The organism is Aestuariibacter sp. A3R04, assembly GCF_018860805.1.
Classification (GTDB): Bacteria; Pseudomonadota; Gammaproteobacteria; order Enterobacterales; family Alteromonadaceae; genus Alteromonas.
The window spans coordinates 345,158-359,469 of record NZ_JAHKQR010000001.1 but is presented as its reverse complement, the minus strand read 5'-3'; the positions used below and the strand labels follow the sequence as shown (position 1 = coordinate 359,469).

Here is a 14,312-nt window from a genome sequence, read left to right as displayed (position 1 = left end):
TTCACCACCGCGATTAAAACACAGCAGGCGACCGCCCTAAAACGAAGACTGTTACAGTCATAACCGTTTGATAATCAACGATGTGTTTATACCGCCAAAAGCTAAATTGTTACTAATAAAGTACTCAGTGGTGATATCCCGACAATCGTGCTGAATATAATCCAATGGCGCGCACTCAGGATCAATATTGTCCAGGTTCAAGGTAGGTGCGAACCAATTTTCTTTCATCATGTTCAGCGTTGCCCATACTTCGAAGGAGCCACAAGCACCCAACGTGTGCCCGGTGTAGCTTTTCAATGAGCTTACTGGCTTGGCACCCAGCACCTGAAAAGTTGCCTGACTTTCTACGATGTCGCCGTGCTGTGTGGCTGTGCCGTGGGCAGACACGTAACCAATCTCATCAGCGGTGACACCTGCGTCCTTCATTGCATCCTGCATTACACGCTGTACTGTTTCCAGGTTTGGTTTAACCAAGTAAGTACCGTCGGTATTAGTTGCATAACCCACCACTTCCGCCAGAATATTTGCCCCCCTGGCTTTCGCATGGTCGTAGGATTCTAGTACCAGGGTACAGGCACCTTCACCAAGTACCAGTCCGTCGCGACCCTTATCGTATGGCCGCGGGGTTGCTTCCGGTGTCGTATTTTTTGTACTGGCAGCAAAAAGTGTGTCGAAGACGGCTGCCTGTGAAGGGCACAACTCCTCGGCACCACCGGCAATCATCACATCCTGCTGACCGTAGCGAATGGACTCAAAGGCATAGCCGATAGCCTGGCTGCCAGCTGTACAGGCACTGGAAGTGGTATACATGCGCCCTTGTGTACCAAAGTACACACTGATGTTCACTGCCGCTGTGTGGCTCATCATACGCAAATACGTGCTGCTGTTAATTCGTGAAGTAGACAAATTTTCCAGCATGGGAGCGAACTCAAGCGCTGCCTGGCTACTACCTGTTGCCGAGCCATAGGCAACACCGGTAGCGTGAGAACGAATAACCGGATGATCAGTGAGATTAGCGTCAGCTAGCGCCCGCTCTGTCGCCAACACGCCCATTTGGGCAACCCGTCCCATGCTGCGCTTTTTCTTTTTGGTGAAATGGGCTGGCATCTCGAAATTGTGAACGGGCGCAGCGAGGTGCGTGCCCAGCCCTTCGTACTTTTGCCAATCTTCCATAAAGCAAACAGCCGACTTTTTTGACTGGAAGCTGGCTTTTACTTGTGTCCAATCATCACCCAGCGCAGATACTACGCCTGCGCCGGTAATCACTACACGTCTGTAATTATTATTATTCAAATTTTATCCTATTCGTTTATCGGGCGACGAAACACCGACAGGCTCGCTGTTGCCAGACAGTTTATTTCTTGCGCGTCCTGAGCGTAATTTTCAATGAAGCAACTAAAGGTTGCAAGCCCGTCACCTACCAATGCCGTTTCTTCACAACGCACTTTATAGGTACCAGGGGAAAAATAATCACATTCAGATTTAAACGCGCGAGTTCCGAGTAAAAAGCCTAAGTGAGGGCCAACTAACCCTTGCTCTAACTGGTGTCCGGCAATAAGTGCAGCCGTCTGCCCCATATATTCAAGACCAATCCAGGCTGGCACACCTTTATCAGCCTCATAAAATGACGCTTGTTCATCAACTAAAACCAGTGATGAAGAGGATCGGGCATCAACATCCAGAACTTTATTAATAAGTAACATGGGTGGACGATGGGGGATCAATGCAAATAACCGCTGGTCGAATCGAGTTTCAGGCACCACTACACTCCCTCCGGTTTAACACGTGTCAACGCGATATAATCTGTGCCAGGTTGCCAAAAATCGTAAAAATTAAACCACTGATACGGCGAGTTAAGGCAATGGCTTTGCAGTGCATCAGCGAACTGTTGCGCGTAACCCTGCAAATCCTGCTCACGGCTTTTTCTGCTAATAATTAATTTTTCACACAGTGGTACCACATCAAACAGCACTTTGTTATCACAAGCACAGCTTCGGTATGCAAACATCAGCTTCACCGGGCACGCCAGGGCTTTTGCCAGCATGTAAGGCCCGATAGGCAATGGAGCCTTATTCCCTAAAAAATCAACATTAACGGTGCGCTGCAAACCACTTAAAGGAATGCGATCACCTGCAATAAACACCCACTCACCGGCATCAATTTTTTCTTTCAGCATCATGATGGTGGTAACGTCAAACTCGTCCACCTGAAACACATTGAGCCGCGATGCGCCGTTTTGCTTTTGCATCATCTTGACGAAATTACCGGCGTGCTTGTCGTACAGGAGAATGTTGATGACCTTACTGCGATATCGGTGCATGAAGCCACGGCAAAACTCTAAATTACCGAAGTGAGAACCGATAATAAGCTGACCGCGCTCGTCGTTCATCAATGCCTCTACCCGTTTGGGAGATACTAATGAAAAATCACTTTCTTTAATGTCATTTAGCCAACCCAACATCTTGTCCAGAATCACGTCGGCAAAAGATTTGAAGTGCTGCAAGACATGCCAGTAACCCGGTTTACCGCGCCAGGCCTCGGGCTTATACCTATAGTGCTTGCGAAGATACTGCAGCGACGCACGGCGCTGTGCAGGTCGAGCCAACATGAAATACAGCGCCACCGGATACATGACCAGTGAAAACACCCAACGCCCGAACACTCGATAAATGAAAAAGACCAGTTGCATGGCTGCCATGGTGCCGGCCTCCTGGGTTTGCGACCAATGGGTCTGCTCGCCTTCGGCTTTGTTATTCTCTGCCACCGACATAATTAACTAATCAACCCTTTTAAACGCGCGAATAGCAAACGCGGTAAGCGCACGACCATGCCAAACATCAGCCGCACATGAAGTCTGATAAGCATCAAATTGTCTTTTAAATAATGGAAATGGGATACGGTGTCGTCGTGATAAATAACTTTTGTGGGAATGAAGTGCAAATCAATACCCGCCCATACGGCCTTTACTAAAAGCTCAGGATCAAAATCCATACGCGGGCCGAGATAATAGTTATCGAACACATGCTCGATTTGCTTTATGGGGTACACCCTAAACCCGCACAACCCGTCTTTGATCTTTAATGACAGGGTTTCCAGCGCCACCCAGAAATCTGTGATTTTGCGGCCATACTTTCGGGCAAACGGTGCGGTTTCATCGAAATAAGGCTGCCCGGAAATAAACGCAGTCGGATGGGCTTTGCTGTAATCAAGAAGCTTTTGCGCATCGTTAATATTGTGTTGGCCATCGGCATCAAGTTGCAACACGTGGCTAAAACCCATGGCACTGGCATGATAGCAACCTGTGATCACAGACGCGCCTTTGCCACGATTAGACTGATGTAAAACCAAATGAAAATTCGGATAAGGTGCCAACAACGCTTTCAGCTTGTCTACGCTGGCATCGCCGCTACCGTCATCAACCACAATACAGGGAAGCTGTAACGAGGCCAGTGACGGTAAAAATTTTTCAAACAACACTTCGTGCTTGTAATGAGGAACAATGATGCAATGTTTCATGATGCGATAAACTTAAAGCTTCCCTGAGAAAATGAGTCAGTGTCATTGAAAAAGTGAAAAGCGACGATACCCTTTGCCGCCTTGTGCGTTAGAGTGAGCTGCATTGCTGTATCCGGCAACACCATGGTTTTAAATTTAATGTTTGTCAGCTGTGTAAAAGACTCTCCCCCGACAAACAAGGCTTTTGCCAGCTTTCCAGCCCAATCGATCTGGACTACGCCAGGCAGCACTTTTTGCTGGGGAAAGTGGCCATCGAACCAACGCAAATCAGACGCGACGGTTAGGCTCAATACAGCGTCATCCTGCTTTGTTTTCAATTGGGAAATCTGCGGCCCTTCCAAAGGCTTAAACAGCCCGTTTAATGCACTTGTTGTATTAGTCATCGATAATATTGTGTTTCTTTTTATAAAAGTGTCGATAAACCAGTTCCAGCGCGATGAACACACCGAAAATCACATATGACAACAACCCGTTGTACCAGGTCCATGTGGCCAGACTGCCGTACCATGCCGTCCAAGCAGCTACCACACCATTGCTTAGTAACAACACGCCCCAAATTAGGGTTAAGTTGCGTAGATACCCCTTTGCTTGTTCAGGAGGCGTTTTACCTCCAGCGCGGGCAAACCGCTCTATCAACGTATGCTCATCGAGCAGGGATGACAAAAACAAGACGCCCATCCCCACACTCATTATAACGGGGTAACTGCGCAACAATATCGCACTTTCAAGGAGTATGATACCGAAGCAAAACAGTACGATGACAGTGGTCATTACCCAGTCGCTTTTACGCCTCTCGTGCCAGGTAACACCGAGCCGTATGAGCGCAACTGTTAACAAAACCACACCAAACCAGCGCGGATTTACTCTATCAATGTGAAAGTAAACAACAAAAGGATAAGCCAGGGTTAACAACACGAGCACCAAGGGAAATAAATCCTTTAGTCCTCGCGGTTTGCTCGTGTTCATCAGGCCAAAACACTTAGCCTGTAATCGCCAAGAATTGCGCGTTCTTCATCGTCGATATTTGCAGAAGCGTTGTCCTGCAACATCTCTTCAAAGTAAGGCACAATTTTCTGCATGATGGCGATGTTCTTTTCCAGCGCTTGCTCCACATCGATGTCAGGGTTCTTAAGCACATCGTTTAATTCACCCAAGCACGGCACCAGGAATTGATCCATGAAACCGCCTTTTGCAGGCAACACCTGACGCTTCTGAGCACGTTCACTCAGCAACATTTGCATCTTCTTATTGAGCTTTTGAGTTTTGAGCAAATTAGGCGTGATTTTGCGCATGATGTCGAGATCGCCAATGGCATCGGAAAAGAACAAGAGCGCAAAAACACCCCAGTAGTAGGTGTAATCCCATACCAACTTTACTGACATCATTTTGCGATCGCCGAAACCGCCGTACTGGTCTTTGTAAATCGATAGCGTATTTTCGAAGAACGAGTCGTAAAATTTGTGAAACAGCGCCGCTTCAAAGCGGATGTCCTGCCCTTTCATATCCCGCTCAATTAAGTGGGTGATAAAGGTGTTGTTGAGCGCGATGAAATCACTACCCGGTGAATAGAAGGGGTCAGCAAAAGCCCCTGCCTCGCCAGTCATAGCCCAGCCGCTTTCCGAAAACATCTGCTTACAGCCATAGGAGTAATCTCGCATCACTTTAAAATCGAGTAGCTCGGCTTTTTCAATGGCTTTGGCACAAAGCGGGTGCTCTTTTGCCAACCATGCCATGGTGTCTTCGAATGTTTCAATATTACTGTCAGCAAGGGCTTTGTCATCCATAACAATACCGAAACTTGTCGCGCCGGAGGCCAACGGAATTATCCACACCCAGTAACCCGGGCCCATCAGGTGATTGGTGCTTAACCAGCGTTTCCCCGGCTCTTTTACCCGGTTCTGCCACGCAGGGTTATCAGACCACTCATCGATGATAACCCGCTTTTTCACCCGGAAAAAAACAGCATTACCTTTGTGACCCGTTTCTGTTTGCAAGTTGAGTTTGTTGCGCAATAGCGCTTGTCGACCCGCGGCATCCACTAACCAGCGCCCTGTGATTTGGGTTTCACCGTCTTTGTGGTGACAAAGTACGGTTTGTTTTTTGTCGCCCAAATCAATACCGGCTGGTACTGCACCATCGAAGAAGGTAACGCCTTTTTCAGTCAGCAAAGTATAAAGGTAGTTCTCCAGTGTACCGCGTTCAATTTGGTAAGCTGGAATGCCAAACAGTTCGCTCACACCTAACTCGTCGTACTCGCTGTAGTCGCCGTCCACTTTGCCAAAAAACAATCGCAGACCGTATTTGCGCAGGTGCTTTTCTTTAAAATGCGCATCGAGCCCCAGCACGTCGGTAAAGTAATGAGCACCAATTTCCACCGTGGATTCACCCACTTTCGCTGTGGTGTCATGAACCGGAAAGGTGTTCTTCTCAATGATAGTAATGCTGAGGTCGTCGTTTCTGTTCAACAGTTGCAAAGCCAGGCTCATACCTGCCAATCCGCCACCAGCAATAATGATATCCGTATTGATCTGATTCATAACATTCCTACGCAAGAGAAAAGGTCATTGATGTACCTGCACTCAACGGTACAGTAATACTCTTGGCCTGTGAGTCGGATGAAGCAATCATCTCTGCCAAACACAGCACTTTAGCGCTGGGGTTTTCCGCATACAGTTTCCCCATGTAATCGTGTTGACTGTGTAACGCAGGCCACGCATTAACCGGTGCGCTGTTGACGTTAGCCTTGAGCACAGGGCCTGCCAGTGGCGCAGAGTCTGGGTAGATAACCAACGAAAAAGCAAAGGTTTCCTGGTTTTGCAAAATAGGCGATAACACGTCCGCAACGGGCGCATCGTAAAAGGTCAACAGCATCGGCGTGTTTTCAGCCTCGCACTGGATCATGGCTTCAAGCAGCGTGAGCGATACCGATTGCTCATAACCCGCCACGGAGTTTGCTGCACTCATGGTGCCGGTGCTAATTGTCCAATACCCCGCGGGCGCATTGTGTACCGAATTGTGAAATTTGGTAGGCGATAAGGCTTTGTTATCAGATGCCAGGGTTTTACACATGTAATCCGTAAGGTCGGTATCACCTAAACCTGACACAAATACACACGTAAGGGTATTGGCTTCTACACCCGCATCCTGCGTGGCTTGCCAGGAGCTCTCCACAGCTAAACGCACGGGAAGCGGCGCTCGACGGCGTTCGTTAGCGGGAATGATCGTTGGTTTAGGGCCTTTGTTTTTTATTTCAGGTATAGCGTTACCCGCCAACAATGCTTGCAACGCTTGCCAATTGTCGAAGTAACTTCCCCAGGCACCGATACCTGCAATTTTACATTTTAGTTCTTTTGCTTGCATATTACCCTGCCCTGCTAAACAACAGCGTGCAGTTATTACCACCAAAACCAAACGAGTTGGTCATCACATGCTGACATGTTCTGTGTTCATCCTCGGCCTGAATCGTCAGTGTTAACGCTTCGTCCAGCGTTTCTAAGTTCTTTGACCCAGGAATAACGTGAGTATTTAATGTATCCATCGCGATAATGGCTTCGGTGATCCCTGCGGCGCCCAATGTATGACCCATCCATGCTTTGGTAGACGAGCAACGGGTGGTAGATGGGAAAAGTTCGGAAATCAACAGTCCTTCAATGAGATCATTGGCGCGACTAGATGTGCCGTGCAAATTGACGTAATCGATGTCTTTTGCACTCAGGTCAGCACGCTGTAACGCCTGTGTCATTGACAACCTTGCCCCTAGACCATCAGGATGAGGGTGCGACATGTGATGGGCATCAGAGCTTTCACCGTATCCGGCCAGGCGAATACCACTGCCATTTGTGTTTTCACCTGCGCGCTGCAGTACTGCAAAGCCCGACGCTTCACCTAAATTGATACCATCGCGGTGCTGATCGAAAGGTTTACAGGGGTTTGCAGACAAAAGCTGCAAGGAATTAAAACCGTGCAACACGCTTAAACACAGTGTATCAACGCCACCTACCAGTACTGCATCAACAATGCCGGCTTCGAGCCAGCGTGCACCAGTAGCGAAGACTTTGGCAGAAGACGAACAGGCGGTGTTTATTGTCAGCGACGGGCCTTCGATACCCGTAAGATGCGCAGCGAACAAGCTGGGTGCATGAGGGTTATGTACAAAGGGCTGTTTAAACGCATCAGTGAGACCGTTGTCGCTGTTAAGCTTAGTATACGCTTCTTCTGTGCGATCGATACTTGACGTGCTCGACCCCATAACCAAGCCAATGCGTGCCGCACCGTATTTTTTTATCAACCCTGACACTGTGTTTCTAATGGTACCCTGTTCATATCCCAGAGCGGCTAATGCATTGTTGCGGCTTTGCCATTTGCCAAGATCACTGACTGATGCAATTTCGCCGACCACGCCTATCCAGGTGTCTAAATCTGAACCGGGTAGGTTGTTTTTGATCAAGCCGCTTTTGTGCTGTTTGAGTGATTCCCGCAAGGTTTTAAGATTTATACCTGCAGCCGAGCAAGAGTCGTAATCGATGATGTCTATATTCATTTTTTCAAATCGGCCCGTGAAGCGCGCAATTTAGAGGGTTAACCGATACCGACGCGCTCTGAAGAGGAAGGGCAAGTAAGTGCTTATTTATTCTGTTCAACAAATGCAGTTAAACTACGTAACGTTTCGAACGCCTCACGGGTACCCTCGTCTTCAGCTTTGATCTGCACGCCGTACTCTTTCGATATAGCTAACGAAATTTCTAATGCATCAATGGAATCGAGTCCCAAACCATCGCCGAACAATTGTTCTTCCGGGTCAATCTCTTCTGCTTCCATGTCTTCCAGATTGAGTGCTTCAACCATCAGCTGCGCCATTTTTAATTCTGATTCTGTTTGTGTAGCCATAGCTAGTTATGTCCTTACTGCGAACGCTTTTTTGTAAGTTCGCTAGTGTAAACTAATGTCACAATAAAAACTATTTCTGCGATTTTAATGGCCGAATATTTAATTTTTACCGCTTTTAACACCCGCATAAAGCACAAACTCTAACCAGCACGGCATAAATATGCCCGGACCTTCGCCCTAACCACAAAATCATGTGCGAAGAGAACGAAAATCAGATAGCGTAGCAGAGGAAAATTTTTTGCAGGAAGGGATATTCACGTGAAGCACTTTGTCAGGCTAATAAAGGCGGCAACCAAGAAAGCCGATGCTGTGAAGCTTGATCACTGGTTTGCACATCAATGCAATGAAATATTTCCCCCTGTTGGCAGCACAAAAATCTATACGGCTAATGCTTTTCAGACTGCATTGCGTCTCTTCAACCACCAGCACCAATGGCATCACGACCATCTGCACCCCTGTTTTCCACTTTTTCTCGGTATTGTGCAACATATTGATGCACTATCTTCGAAAAGCTCCCCCTTTCCCCTTATGGGATTGGTACATACGAAAAACGAAATTACCCAACCAGCTCCCCTCGCCAATCAGGACATCACATCCCAATGCTACTTCGATGCAATACGGCCCCATGCCCGCGGCGTAATGGTGGATCTTGTCATTGAATTTCGACAACAAAACCGGTTGTGTCAAACCACCCGTAGTACCTACTTGTACCGACGGACGCCCGATCGAACTCAAGGGCTCGCCGACGGCGATTCCCCCGCCGCAGATACACTTTCAAACAAAACATATAACAAAAGTGAGCACTTACATTTTCAAGAGAATGCCGGACGTAAGTACGCCCGGATAAGTGGCGACTACAACCCTATCCATCTCTACGACTGGAGCGCCAGATTGTTTGGCTTTAAATCAGTGATGGCCCATGGCACCCATGTCCTGGCTCGCACACTATCGGTTGTTGACAAAAACCAGGCGTTACCCGGTGCAGGATTTACCGTGAGCAACCAATTTCACCGCCCGGTTTCTTTGCCATCTGATTTGACTGTGACTTTCAATGTGGTCACCAATTCTGATGCTGCTCGCCGGGGGTTTGCACTATACAACCCCGCAACGGCAAAAAGAAAACAACAAGTCATGTCGGGCTGTGTGATTAGCTGAAACCAGCTCAGCCACGAAGGCTATTGAGAGGTCAATCAAGGCTTTCTCTTAGCTATTCGGATTAAAATGAAAATTCAATTTATTATTGTCTAAATCTCTTATGTAAGCGCAATAAAATCCACCGGAGCGTATTCCTGGCGCGCCTTCATCAGACGCACCTATATCGAGAGATCTTCTATAAAGCGCCTGAACATGTTCTGTAGAGTTGGCTCGAAATGCAATCATCGTCCCGTTGCCCGCTGTTGCTTGCCGCCCGTTAACCGGCAATATTGTAGTGAAGATAATCTCACCACCGTCTCTTGCCCATGCGATACTGCTTTCATCTGTATGGATCCTCTTGGCACCTAACAGTTCGAAAATTTGATCGTAGAACTCACCGGATCTGATAATGTCATTCGTACCACATGTAATATACCCAATCATCCCAAACTTCCTTCATTTTATTTTTAGTGACTGTAAACCAAGTTTACTGTACAGATATACTGGTTAAAAAATAATGTTAATTTATTTAATAGCATTTGTTGCAACATTGCGTTTATTATAAATGAGCAAAATTTTCTCGAGACGATTATGCATATGACGCCTACAAACTGCTTTCGACCACACCTGAGAATGCGTTCAGTTACTGCAGGCGTTGATGTTATTTTTTCTGGAAAAAATGAAACCGGTTACAACAAGAGGTTAATGATACTTTTGGCACCAAGCCGGAAGATCAGGTCATCGCGATACAACTTATTCGTGCTTCCGAAGACAAAGGCACGTGACAATGAACTTATCTCCATTTCTTTCGACAACTACGGTCACTCATTATGTTAAAAAGACTGCTATTACTCTGTGCACTGTGCACTGGATGCGCTGACAAAGAAGCGCCTACTATCGATGCAGCGGCGTCTGAATCGCGCCCCAATGTTATTTTGTTCCTCACGGACGATCAGGGGTGGGGAGATGTTGCCTTCAACGGCAATGAGATCGTGTCTACGCCCCATATCGACAGCATTGCCAAAAGCGGTGTCAGCATAGACCGCTTTTACGTCAACCCGGTTTGCTCTCCTACGCGCGCTGCGTTACTGACTGGGCGTCAGCCACTGAAAACAGGCGTTTTCAGTGTTACCCGGGGTGGGGAAAAAATGCGCGCTGAAGAAGTAACACTTGCTGAAGCACTGAAAGCAGAAAATTATGCCACCGGCCTGTTTGGCAAATGGCACAATGGTGCCCAGTACCCCCACGATCCTAACGGCCAGGGTTTTGACGACTATCTGGGCTTTGTGGATGGCCACCAAACCTTGTATTTCGATGCAGAACTATTGCGCAATGGCGAGCCAGTGCAAACCGAAGGCTACATAGCCGATGTGACCACTGACGCTGCCATTGACTTTATTCGGCGCAACAAGCAAAAGCCCTTTTTCGCCTATGTGCCGTTCAATACCCCCCACGGCCCGTTTGAGGTGCCACAGCAGTATTTCTCCAAGTACAAAGCCAAAGGGCTGAACAATTTAGATGCCGCCATTTACGGTATGGTTGAAAACATCGATGACAATATCGGCCGGGTCATGGATACCCTGGATGAACTCGCGCTGACAGATAACACTATCGTTATCTTTTTATCTGACAATGGGCCAGCCTTCCCCCATGGCCACCGTCGCTACAACGGTGGCATGAAGGGCAGCAAAGGTCGGGTTGACGAAGGCGGTGTGCGGGTGCCGTTGTTTATTCATTGGCCAGGGCATATCGAAGGCGGCCGAACCGTTCGGTCGATTGCCCAGCACATGGACATCTTTCCCACACTGATGAGCCTGCTTAATATAGACACGCCGCCGGTAAACCCGCTGGATGGTGATGATATTTCCCCTTTGTTGCTGGATGAAAATGCGGATAAAACCTGGCCCGACCGAACGATCTATACCAACCATTTCCGCAATACTCAGCGTGAAGATCAGCAGGCAGTAGCGCCAAATCCGGGCTCCATTCGCACTCAGCAATGGCTGGGCGTATATGATTACGACGGACAATGGTATTTGTATGATCTCATTGCCGACCCTGAACAAAAGCAAGACCTTGCAGCCACACATGCTGACACATTAGCAAAACTGCAAGACGACTATATGCAATGGCACGCTTCACTGCTCACCGAACCGGTACAGCCTATTGCCATTGAAATTGGCCACCGGGAGCGTCCAAATGTTACCTTGTCGGCCCATGAAGCATATATTGCAGGTGACGCCGTTGACTATGCGTTTAAAGCTGGCTGGGCACACGATTGGGTGGTAGTGAAAGGAAAGGGACAAGCCGAGCTGAAGTGGCCGGTAAAAAACGTGTCTGAAGGAAATTACAAAATTATTATGGAATATGCCACGCCCTCCGGTGACATCGAACTCAAAGGCAGCGTTACCCTTGGCGATCACGCCCTCACTCTCGACCAGCATTTAGCAGCGTATTCTGCCACAGAAATACCGGGCAACCGCCTGTACTATACTGATGAGGCGCCTGAATTGGTGTGGCAAACCGTCACTTTAGGCACCATGCGGCTAGATGCATTGGACGACGCGCTTCGCATTCTCCCAGAGCTATCTGGTACCAACCCTGAACTGCACATCAAGTCAGTACGATTTGAGCGACTCTAAGTTGACGACCCAAAAAAGCTGGGATGACTTTCGTCCCCCAGCTTTCTCTATTTTTGCATACCGTCTTCACTGCCATGTGAACCAGTTCCCCCTTCAAGAATGAATTGTCTGGGTTTGCGAAACGATCCGATACATCAAATTGCGCAAACTCTTTTATATCCGAAATTGAATAAGCGTTAACAGTTGTAACTATTCTAACCCGCGTTGGAACCGATAATGGCTCAGCGCGATAGTCTTCGACATTACTGGTAAATAACGATCTACAGGATAAGAAAATGGCAGGCAGACAGAGAGTACGCGGTGTAAAAGCGTCCCGACAAAAACTGGAACGAGCAATGGCTGAAAAAGGATTTGAGACCCAGATTCAGCTGGCCCGATATATGGCAAAAATAGAAAAACGCACGTCGCCCCCAAAAGACCTGGTAAATAAGGTGTTTCGGGAACAACCTGTGGCCTTTCACAATATCTCGCGTATAGCTATCGCACTGGATGTTGAGGCACATACATTGTTTTTTTCCGCAAGTGATACGCCCATGTGCGATCTGTTATCTCAACAAGCGCCAGCGAAACATCAAAGTTCATTCGCCGCGCAGTTGATAAGTAAACTAAGAGGCTGCTAGCGCAGCCTTCTCGCTAAAACGCGGGGTAGAGCACTGCTTTTACCGCAGTCCCTCCTCCTAAAGCCAGAATGGCAATTTCCGCTGAATCATCCAGCAACTGAATCTGAGTGCCATCATTGATGACATAGTCACTGTTTACCAAGTCATATTCTTCCACCCCGAGTTGCTTGTGCAAATACACGTAGCTTTTGACAATAGGATAGCCTTGGTCATTGTAAAACCAGACTTCTTGTGCCGAATCGTCCAGCACTAACTGAGCACCACTGGTATTGGTAAACGCCAGGCGAATGCCTGGTGAACCGTCAACGTATAACCATTCCATAAAATCGGGCGTGAGTGTTGTGTATGTCACGTTATTGGCAACAGCGTTGTACTCGGCCTCGATGAATACCGCTATTTCTGTTACCGTTGAAAACAGTATTTCTTCTTCTGCCCGCACCATAAATTGGTCAAGCGAGAGATGCACTGTTGCAGAGGCACTGGGTGGCAAGCACTTTACACCTGGAACATCGAAGTCATGAAGTGCGCTAAATTCCATCGTGTACGGAGTATCGTTGAACTGATACGACACATTAAGAGACTTCGTTAGCGCTGTGCCATCGGCTTGCAGCAATTGCCAATCGTCATAGTCAGATAAACAAAGTTCATGGCTGCTGGTATTGGTAATATCAAAGGCACCTTCAACAATGGCTTCGAATACAGGCTGACCACCGTCATCAGTATAATCAACGCCTCTGTCGATAAGCCGCGTATATATCTTCACTGCACTATCAATAGCTAAACTGCCGGTAGAAGCGCTGTCGCCCTCGTTGACGATAACCGCGGTGAGGGGCTTGGTAAATGTATTATGTTCTACGCTGGCTAAACCGATACAATTTCCTGCGTTAGTCGTATAAGCGAGGCCACCATTTGCCATAGCCACCACTGACGTACTCAAGTTTGTATCGCAAAACGTACTGTCGGAGGGCAACTCAGAACCTACCCAATCGCTGGTATCAACATATTCGTCACTGGCAATCCAGGGGACAGTACCGTTTATTTCAATGGAGTCATTGCCGTCGTCCCAAATAAATTCAGCCCCAATAAAGCTAATTTCCTTGTTATCGATATCAACATTTACTTCGCAATTAATTGTACATTCAAAGGTAAACTCTTCGCCGTCGACAGTAGCAAGGAGTGAGGCACCGGTAAATTGCGTTCCGTCAGCAAAGGCCGCAACCAGCGCAAACGCATTCTGCGGCTCTTCGTCCAAACTACTCAAGGTTTCTACTGAATCGAGATCTGATCCCCCCACCAGCAACACAGACTCTTCAACCCCAGTGAATGCCGTATAGCCAATGGCGATATCCCGAACTTCGAGTTCAGATTCAATTTTACTCAACGCGCCATCGTTACCAGACACCTGCAGGATGTAGGATACTGAGCCGCCGTTGTCTCCACCGTCTGAACCGCCATCACTGCCGCCGTTGTCTCCACCGTCTGAACCGCCATCACTGCCGCCGTTGTCTCCGCC

15 protein-coding genes are annotated in these 14,312 nt (G+C 47.9%); 3 read left to right on the top strand and 12 right to left on the bottom strand.

Annotated features, from left to right (window positions below):
- Positions 1–57 precede the first annotated feature (57 nt).
- From KO518_RS01515 to KO518_RS01470, 10 genes are all read right to left on the bottom strand, one after another.
- Complete coding sequence (locus KO518_RS01515; RefSeq protein WP_216024035.1) at positions 58–1,293, bottom strand: beta-ketoacyl-ACP synthase; 1,236 nt, start codon at positions 1,291–1,293, stop codon at positions 58–60.
- 8 nt (positions 1,294–1,301) lie between these two features.
- Positions 1,302–1,760, bottom strand: a complete 459-nt coding sequence (locus tag KO518_RS01510; protein ID WP_216024034.1) for a hypothetical protein — start codon at positions 1,758–1,760, stop codon at positions 1,302–1,304.
- Between the two features lie 2 nt (positions 1,761–1,762).
- Positions 1,763–2,770 carry an acyltransferase gene (locus KO518_RS01505; protein ID WP_216024033.1) on the bottom strand — a complete coding sequence of 336 codons (1,008 nt, stop codon included), beginning with the start codon at positions 2,768–2,770 and terminating at the stop codon, positions 1,763–1,765.
- Positions 2,771–2,772: 2 nt separating this feature from the next.
- A complete protein-coding gene (locus KO518_RS01500; RefSeq protein ID WP_216024032.1) occupies positions 2,773–3,516 on the bottom strand; it encodes a glycosyltransferase family 2 protein in 744 nt (247 codons plus the stop codon).
- Positions 3,513–3,899 carry a hypothetical protein gene (locus tag KO518_RS01495; RefSeq protein ID WP_216024031.1) on the bottom strand — a complete coding sequence of 129 codons (387 nt, stop codon included), beginning with the start codon at positions 3,897–3,899 and terminating at the stop codon, positions 3,513–3,515. Before KO518_RS01495 ends, KO518_RS01500 begins: the two co-directional genes overlap by 4 nt.
- Positions 3,892–4,482: a hypothetical protein gene (locus tag KO518_RS01490; RefSeq protein ID WP_216024030.1), complete on the bottom strand. Its 591-nt coding sequence runs from the start codon at positions 4,480–4,482 to the stop codon at positions 3,892–3,894. The genes KO518_RS01495 and KO518_RS01490 overlap by 8 nt, the downstream gene beginning before the upstream one ends.
- On the bottom strand, positions 4,482–6,053 hold the full coding sequence (locus KO518_RS01485; RefSeq protein WP_216024029.1) for an NAD(P)/FAD-dependent oxidoreductase: 1,572 nt from the start codon (positions 6,051–6,053) through the stop codon (positions 4,482–4,484). Before KO518_RS01485 ends, KO518_RS01490 begins: the two co-directional genes overlap by 1 nt.
- 7 nt (positions 6,054–6,060) lie before the next feature.
- Positions 6,061–6,876, bottom strand: coding sequence for a beta-ketoacyl synthase chain length factor (locus KO518_RS01480; RefSeq protein WP_216024028.1), 816 nt, complete (start codon positions 6,874–6,876; stop codon positions 6,061–6,063).
- A gap of 1 nt (position 6,877) precedes the next feature.
- Positions 6,878–8,056 carry a beta-ketoacyl-ACP synthase gene (locus KO518_RS01475; RefSeq protein ID WP_216024027.1) on the bottom strand — a complete coding sequence of 393 codons (1,179 nt, stop codon included), beginning with the start codon at positions 8,054–8,056 and terminating at the stop codon, positions 6,878–6,880.
- Positions 8,057–8,139: 83 nt separating this feature from the next.
- The gene (locus KO518_RS01470) at positions 8,140–8,403 is read right to left on the bottom strand and encodes a phosphopantetheine-binding protein (protein ID WP_216024026.1); all 264 of its coding nucleotides are present in this window, start codon (positions 8,401–8,403) and stop codon (positions 8,140–8,142) included.
- A 258-nt stretch (positions 8,404–8,661) separates the two neighbouring features.
- Here KO518_RS01470 and KO518_RS20150 point away from each other — a divergent pair, with 258 nt between their 5' ends.
- Positions 8,662–9,558: a MaoC/PaaZ C-terminal domain-containing protein gene (locus KO518_RS20150; RefSeq protein ID WP_216024025.1), complete on the top strand. Its 897-nt coding sequence runs from the start codon at positions 8,662–8,664 to the stop codon at positions 9,556–9,558.
- 48 nt (positions 9,559–9,606) lie between these two features.
- On the opposite strand, the gene KO518_RS01460 is transcribed toward KO518_RS20150, so the two are convergent.
- Positions 9,607–9,981, bottom strand: a complete 375-nt coding sequence (locus tag KO518_RS01460; protein WP_216024024.1) for a VOC family protein — start codon at positions 9,979–9,981, stop codon at positions 9,607–9,609.
- Between the two features lie 386 nt (positions 9,982–10,367).
- Here KO518_RS01460 and KO518_RS01455 point away from each other — a divergent pair, with 386 nt between their 5' ends.
- A complete protein-coding gene (locus KO518_RS01455; protein ID WP_216024023.1) occupies positions 10,368–12,179 on the top strand; it encodes an arylsulfatase in 1,812 nt (603 codons plus the stop codon).
- A 275-nt stretch (positions 12,180–12,454) separates the two neighbouring features.
- Positions 12,455–12,799 carry a hypothetical protein gene (locus KO518_RS01450; RefSeq protein WP_216024022.1) on the top strand — a complete coding sequence of 115 codons (345 nt, stop codon included), beginning with the start codon at positions 12,455–12,457 and terminating at the stop codon, positions 12,797–12,799.
- Between the two features lie 13 nt (positions 12,800–12,812).
- Here the strand turns inward: KO518_RS01450 and KO518_RS01445 are convergent.
- Positions 12,813–14,312 (bottom strand): hypothetical protein (locus KO518_RS01445; protein ID WP_216024021.1); only part of this gene is annotated, 1,500 nt, incomplete at its 5' end.

Excerpts from the sequence above, each read along its gene's own strand:
- KO518_RS01475 (WP_216024027.1), bottom strand. The coding sequence starts at position 8,056 with ATGAATATAGACATCATCGATTACGACTCTTGCTCGGCTGCAGGTATA.
- KO518_RS01500 (WP_216024032.1), bottom strand. The coding sequence starts at position 3,516 with ATGAAACATTGCATCATTGTTCCTCATTACAAGCACGAAGTGTTGTTT.
- KO518_RS01450 (WP_216024022.1), top strand. The coding sequence starts at position 12,455 with ATGGCAGGCAGACAGAGAGTACGCGGTGTAAAAGCGTCCCGACAAAAA.
- KO518_RS01455 (WP_216024023.1), top strand. The coding sequence starts at position 10,368 with ATGTTAAAAAGACTGCTATTACTCTGTGCACTGTGCACTGGATGCGCT.
- KO518_RS01505 (WP_216024033.1), bottom strand. The coding sequence starts at position 2,770 with ATGTCGGTGGCAGAGAATAACAAAGCCGAAGGCGAGCAGACCCATTGG.
- KO518_RS01470 (WP_216024026.1), bottom strand. The coding sequence starts at position 8,403 with ATGGCTACACAAACAGAATCAGAATTAAAAATGGCGCAGCTGATGGTT.
- KO518_RS01495 (WP_216024031.1), bottom strand. The coding sequence starts at position 3,899 with ATGACTAATACAACAAGTGCATTAAACGGGCTGTTTAAGCCTTTGGAA.
- KO518_RS01490 (WP_216024030.1), bottom strand. The coding sequence starts at position 4,482 with ATGAACACGAGCAAACCGCGAGGACTAAAGGATTTATTTCCCTTGGTG.
- KO518_RS01460 (WP_216024024.1), bottom strand. The coding sequence starts at position 9,981 with ATGATTGGGTATATTACATGTGGTACGAATGACATTATCAGATCCGGT.
- KO518_RS01485 (WP_216024029.1), bottom strand. The coding sequence starts at position 6,053 with ATGAATCAGATCAATACGGATATCATTATTGCTGGTGGCGGATTGGCA.
- KO518_RS01480 (WP_216024028.1), bottom strand. The coding sequence starts at position 6,876 with ATGCAAGCAAAAGAACTAAAATGTAAAATTGCAGGTATCGGTGCCTGG.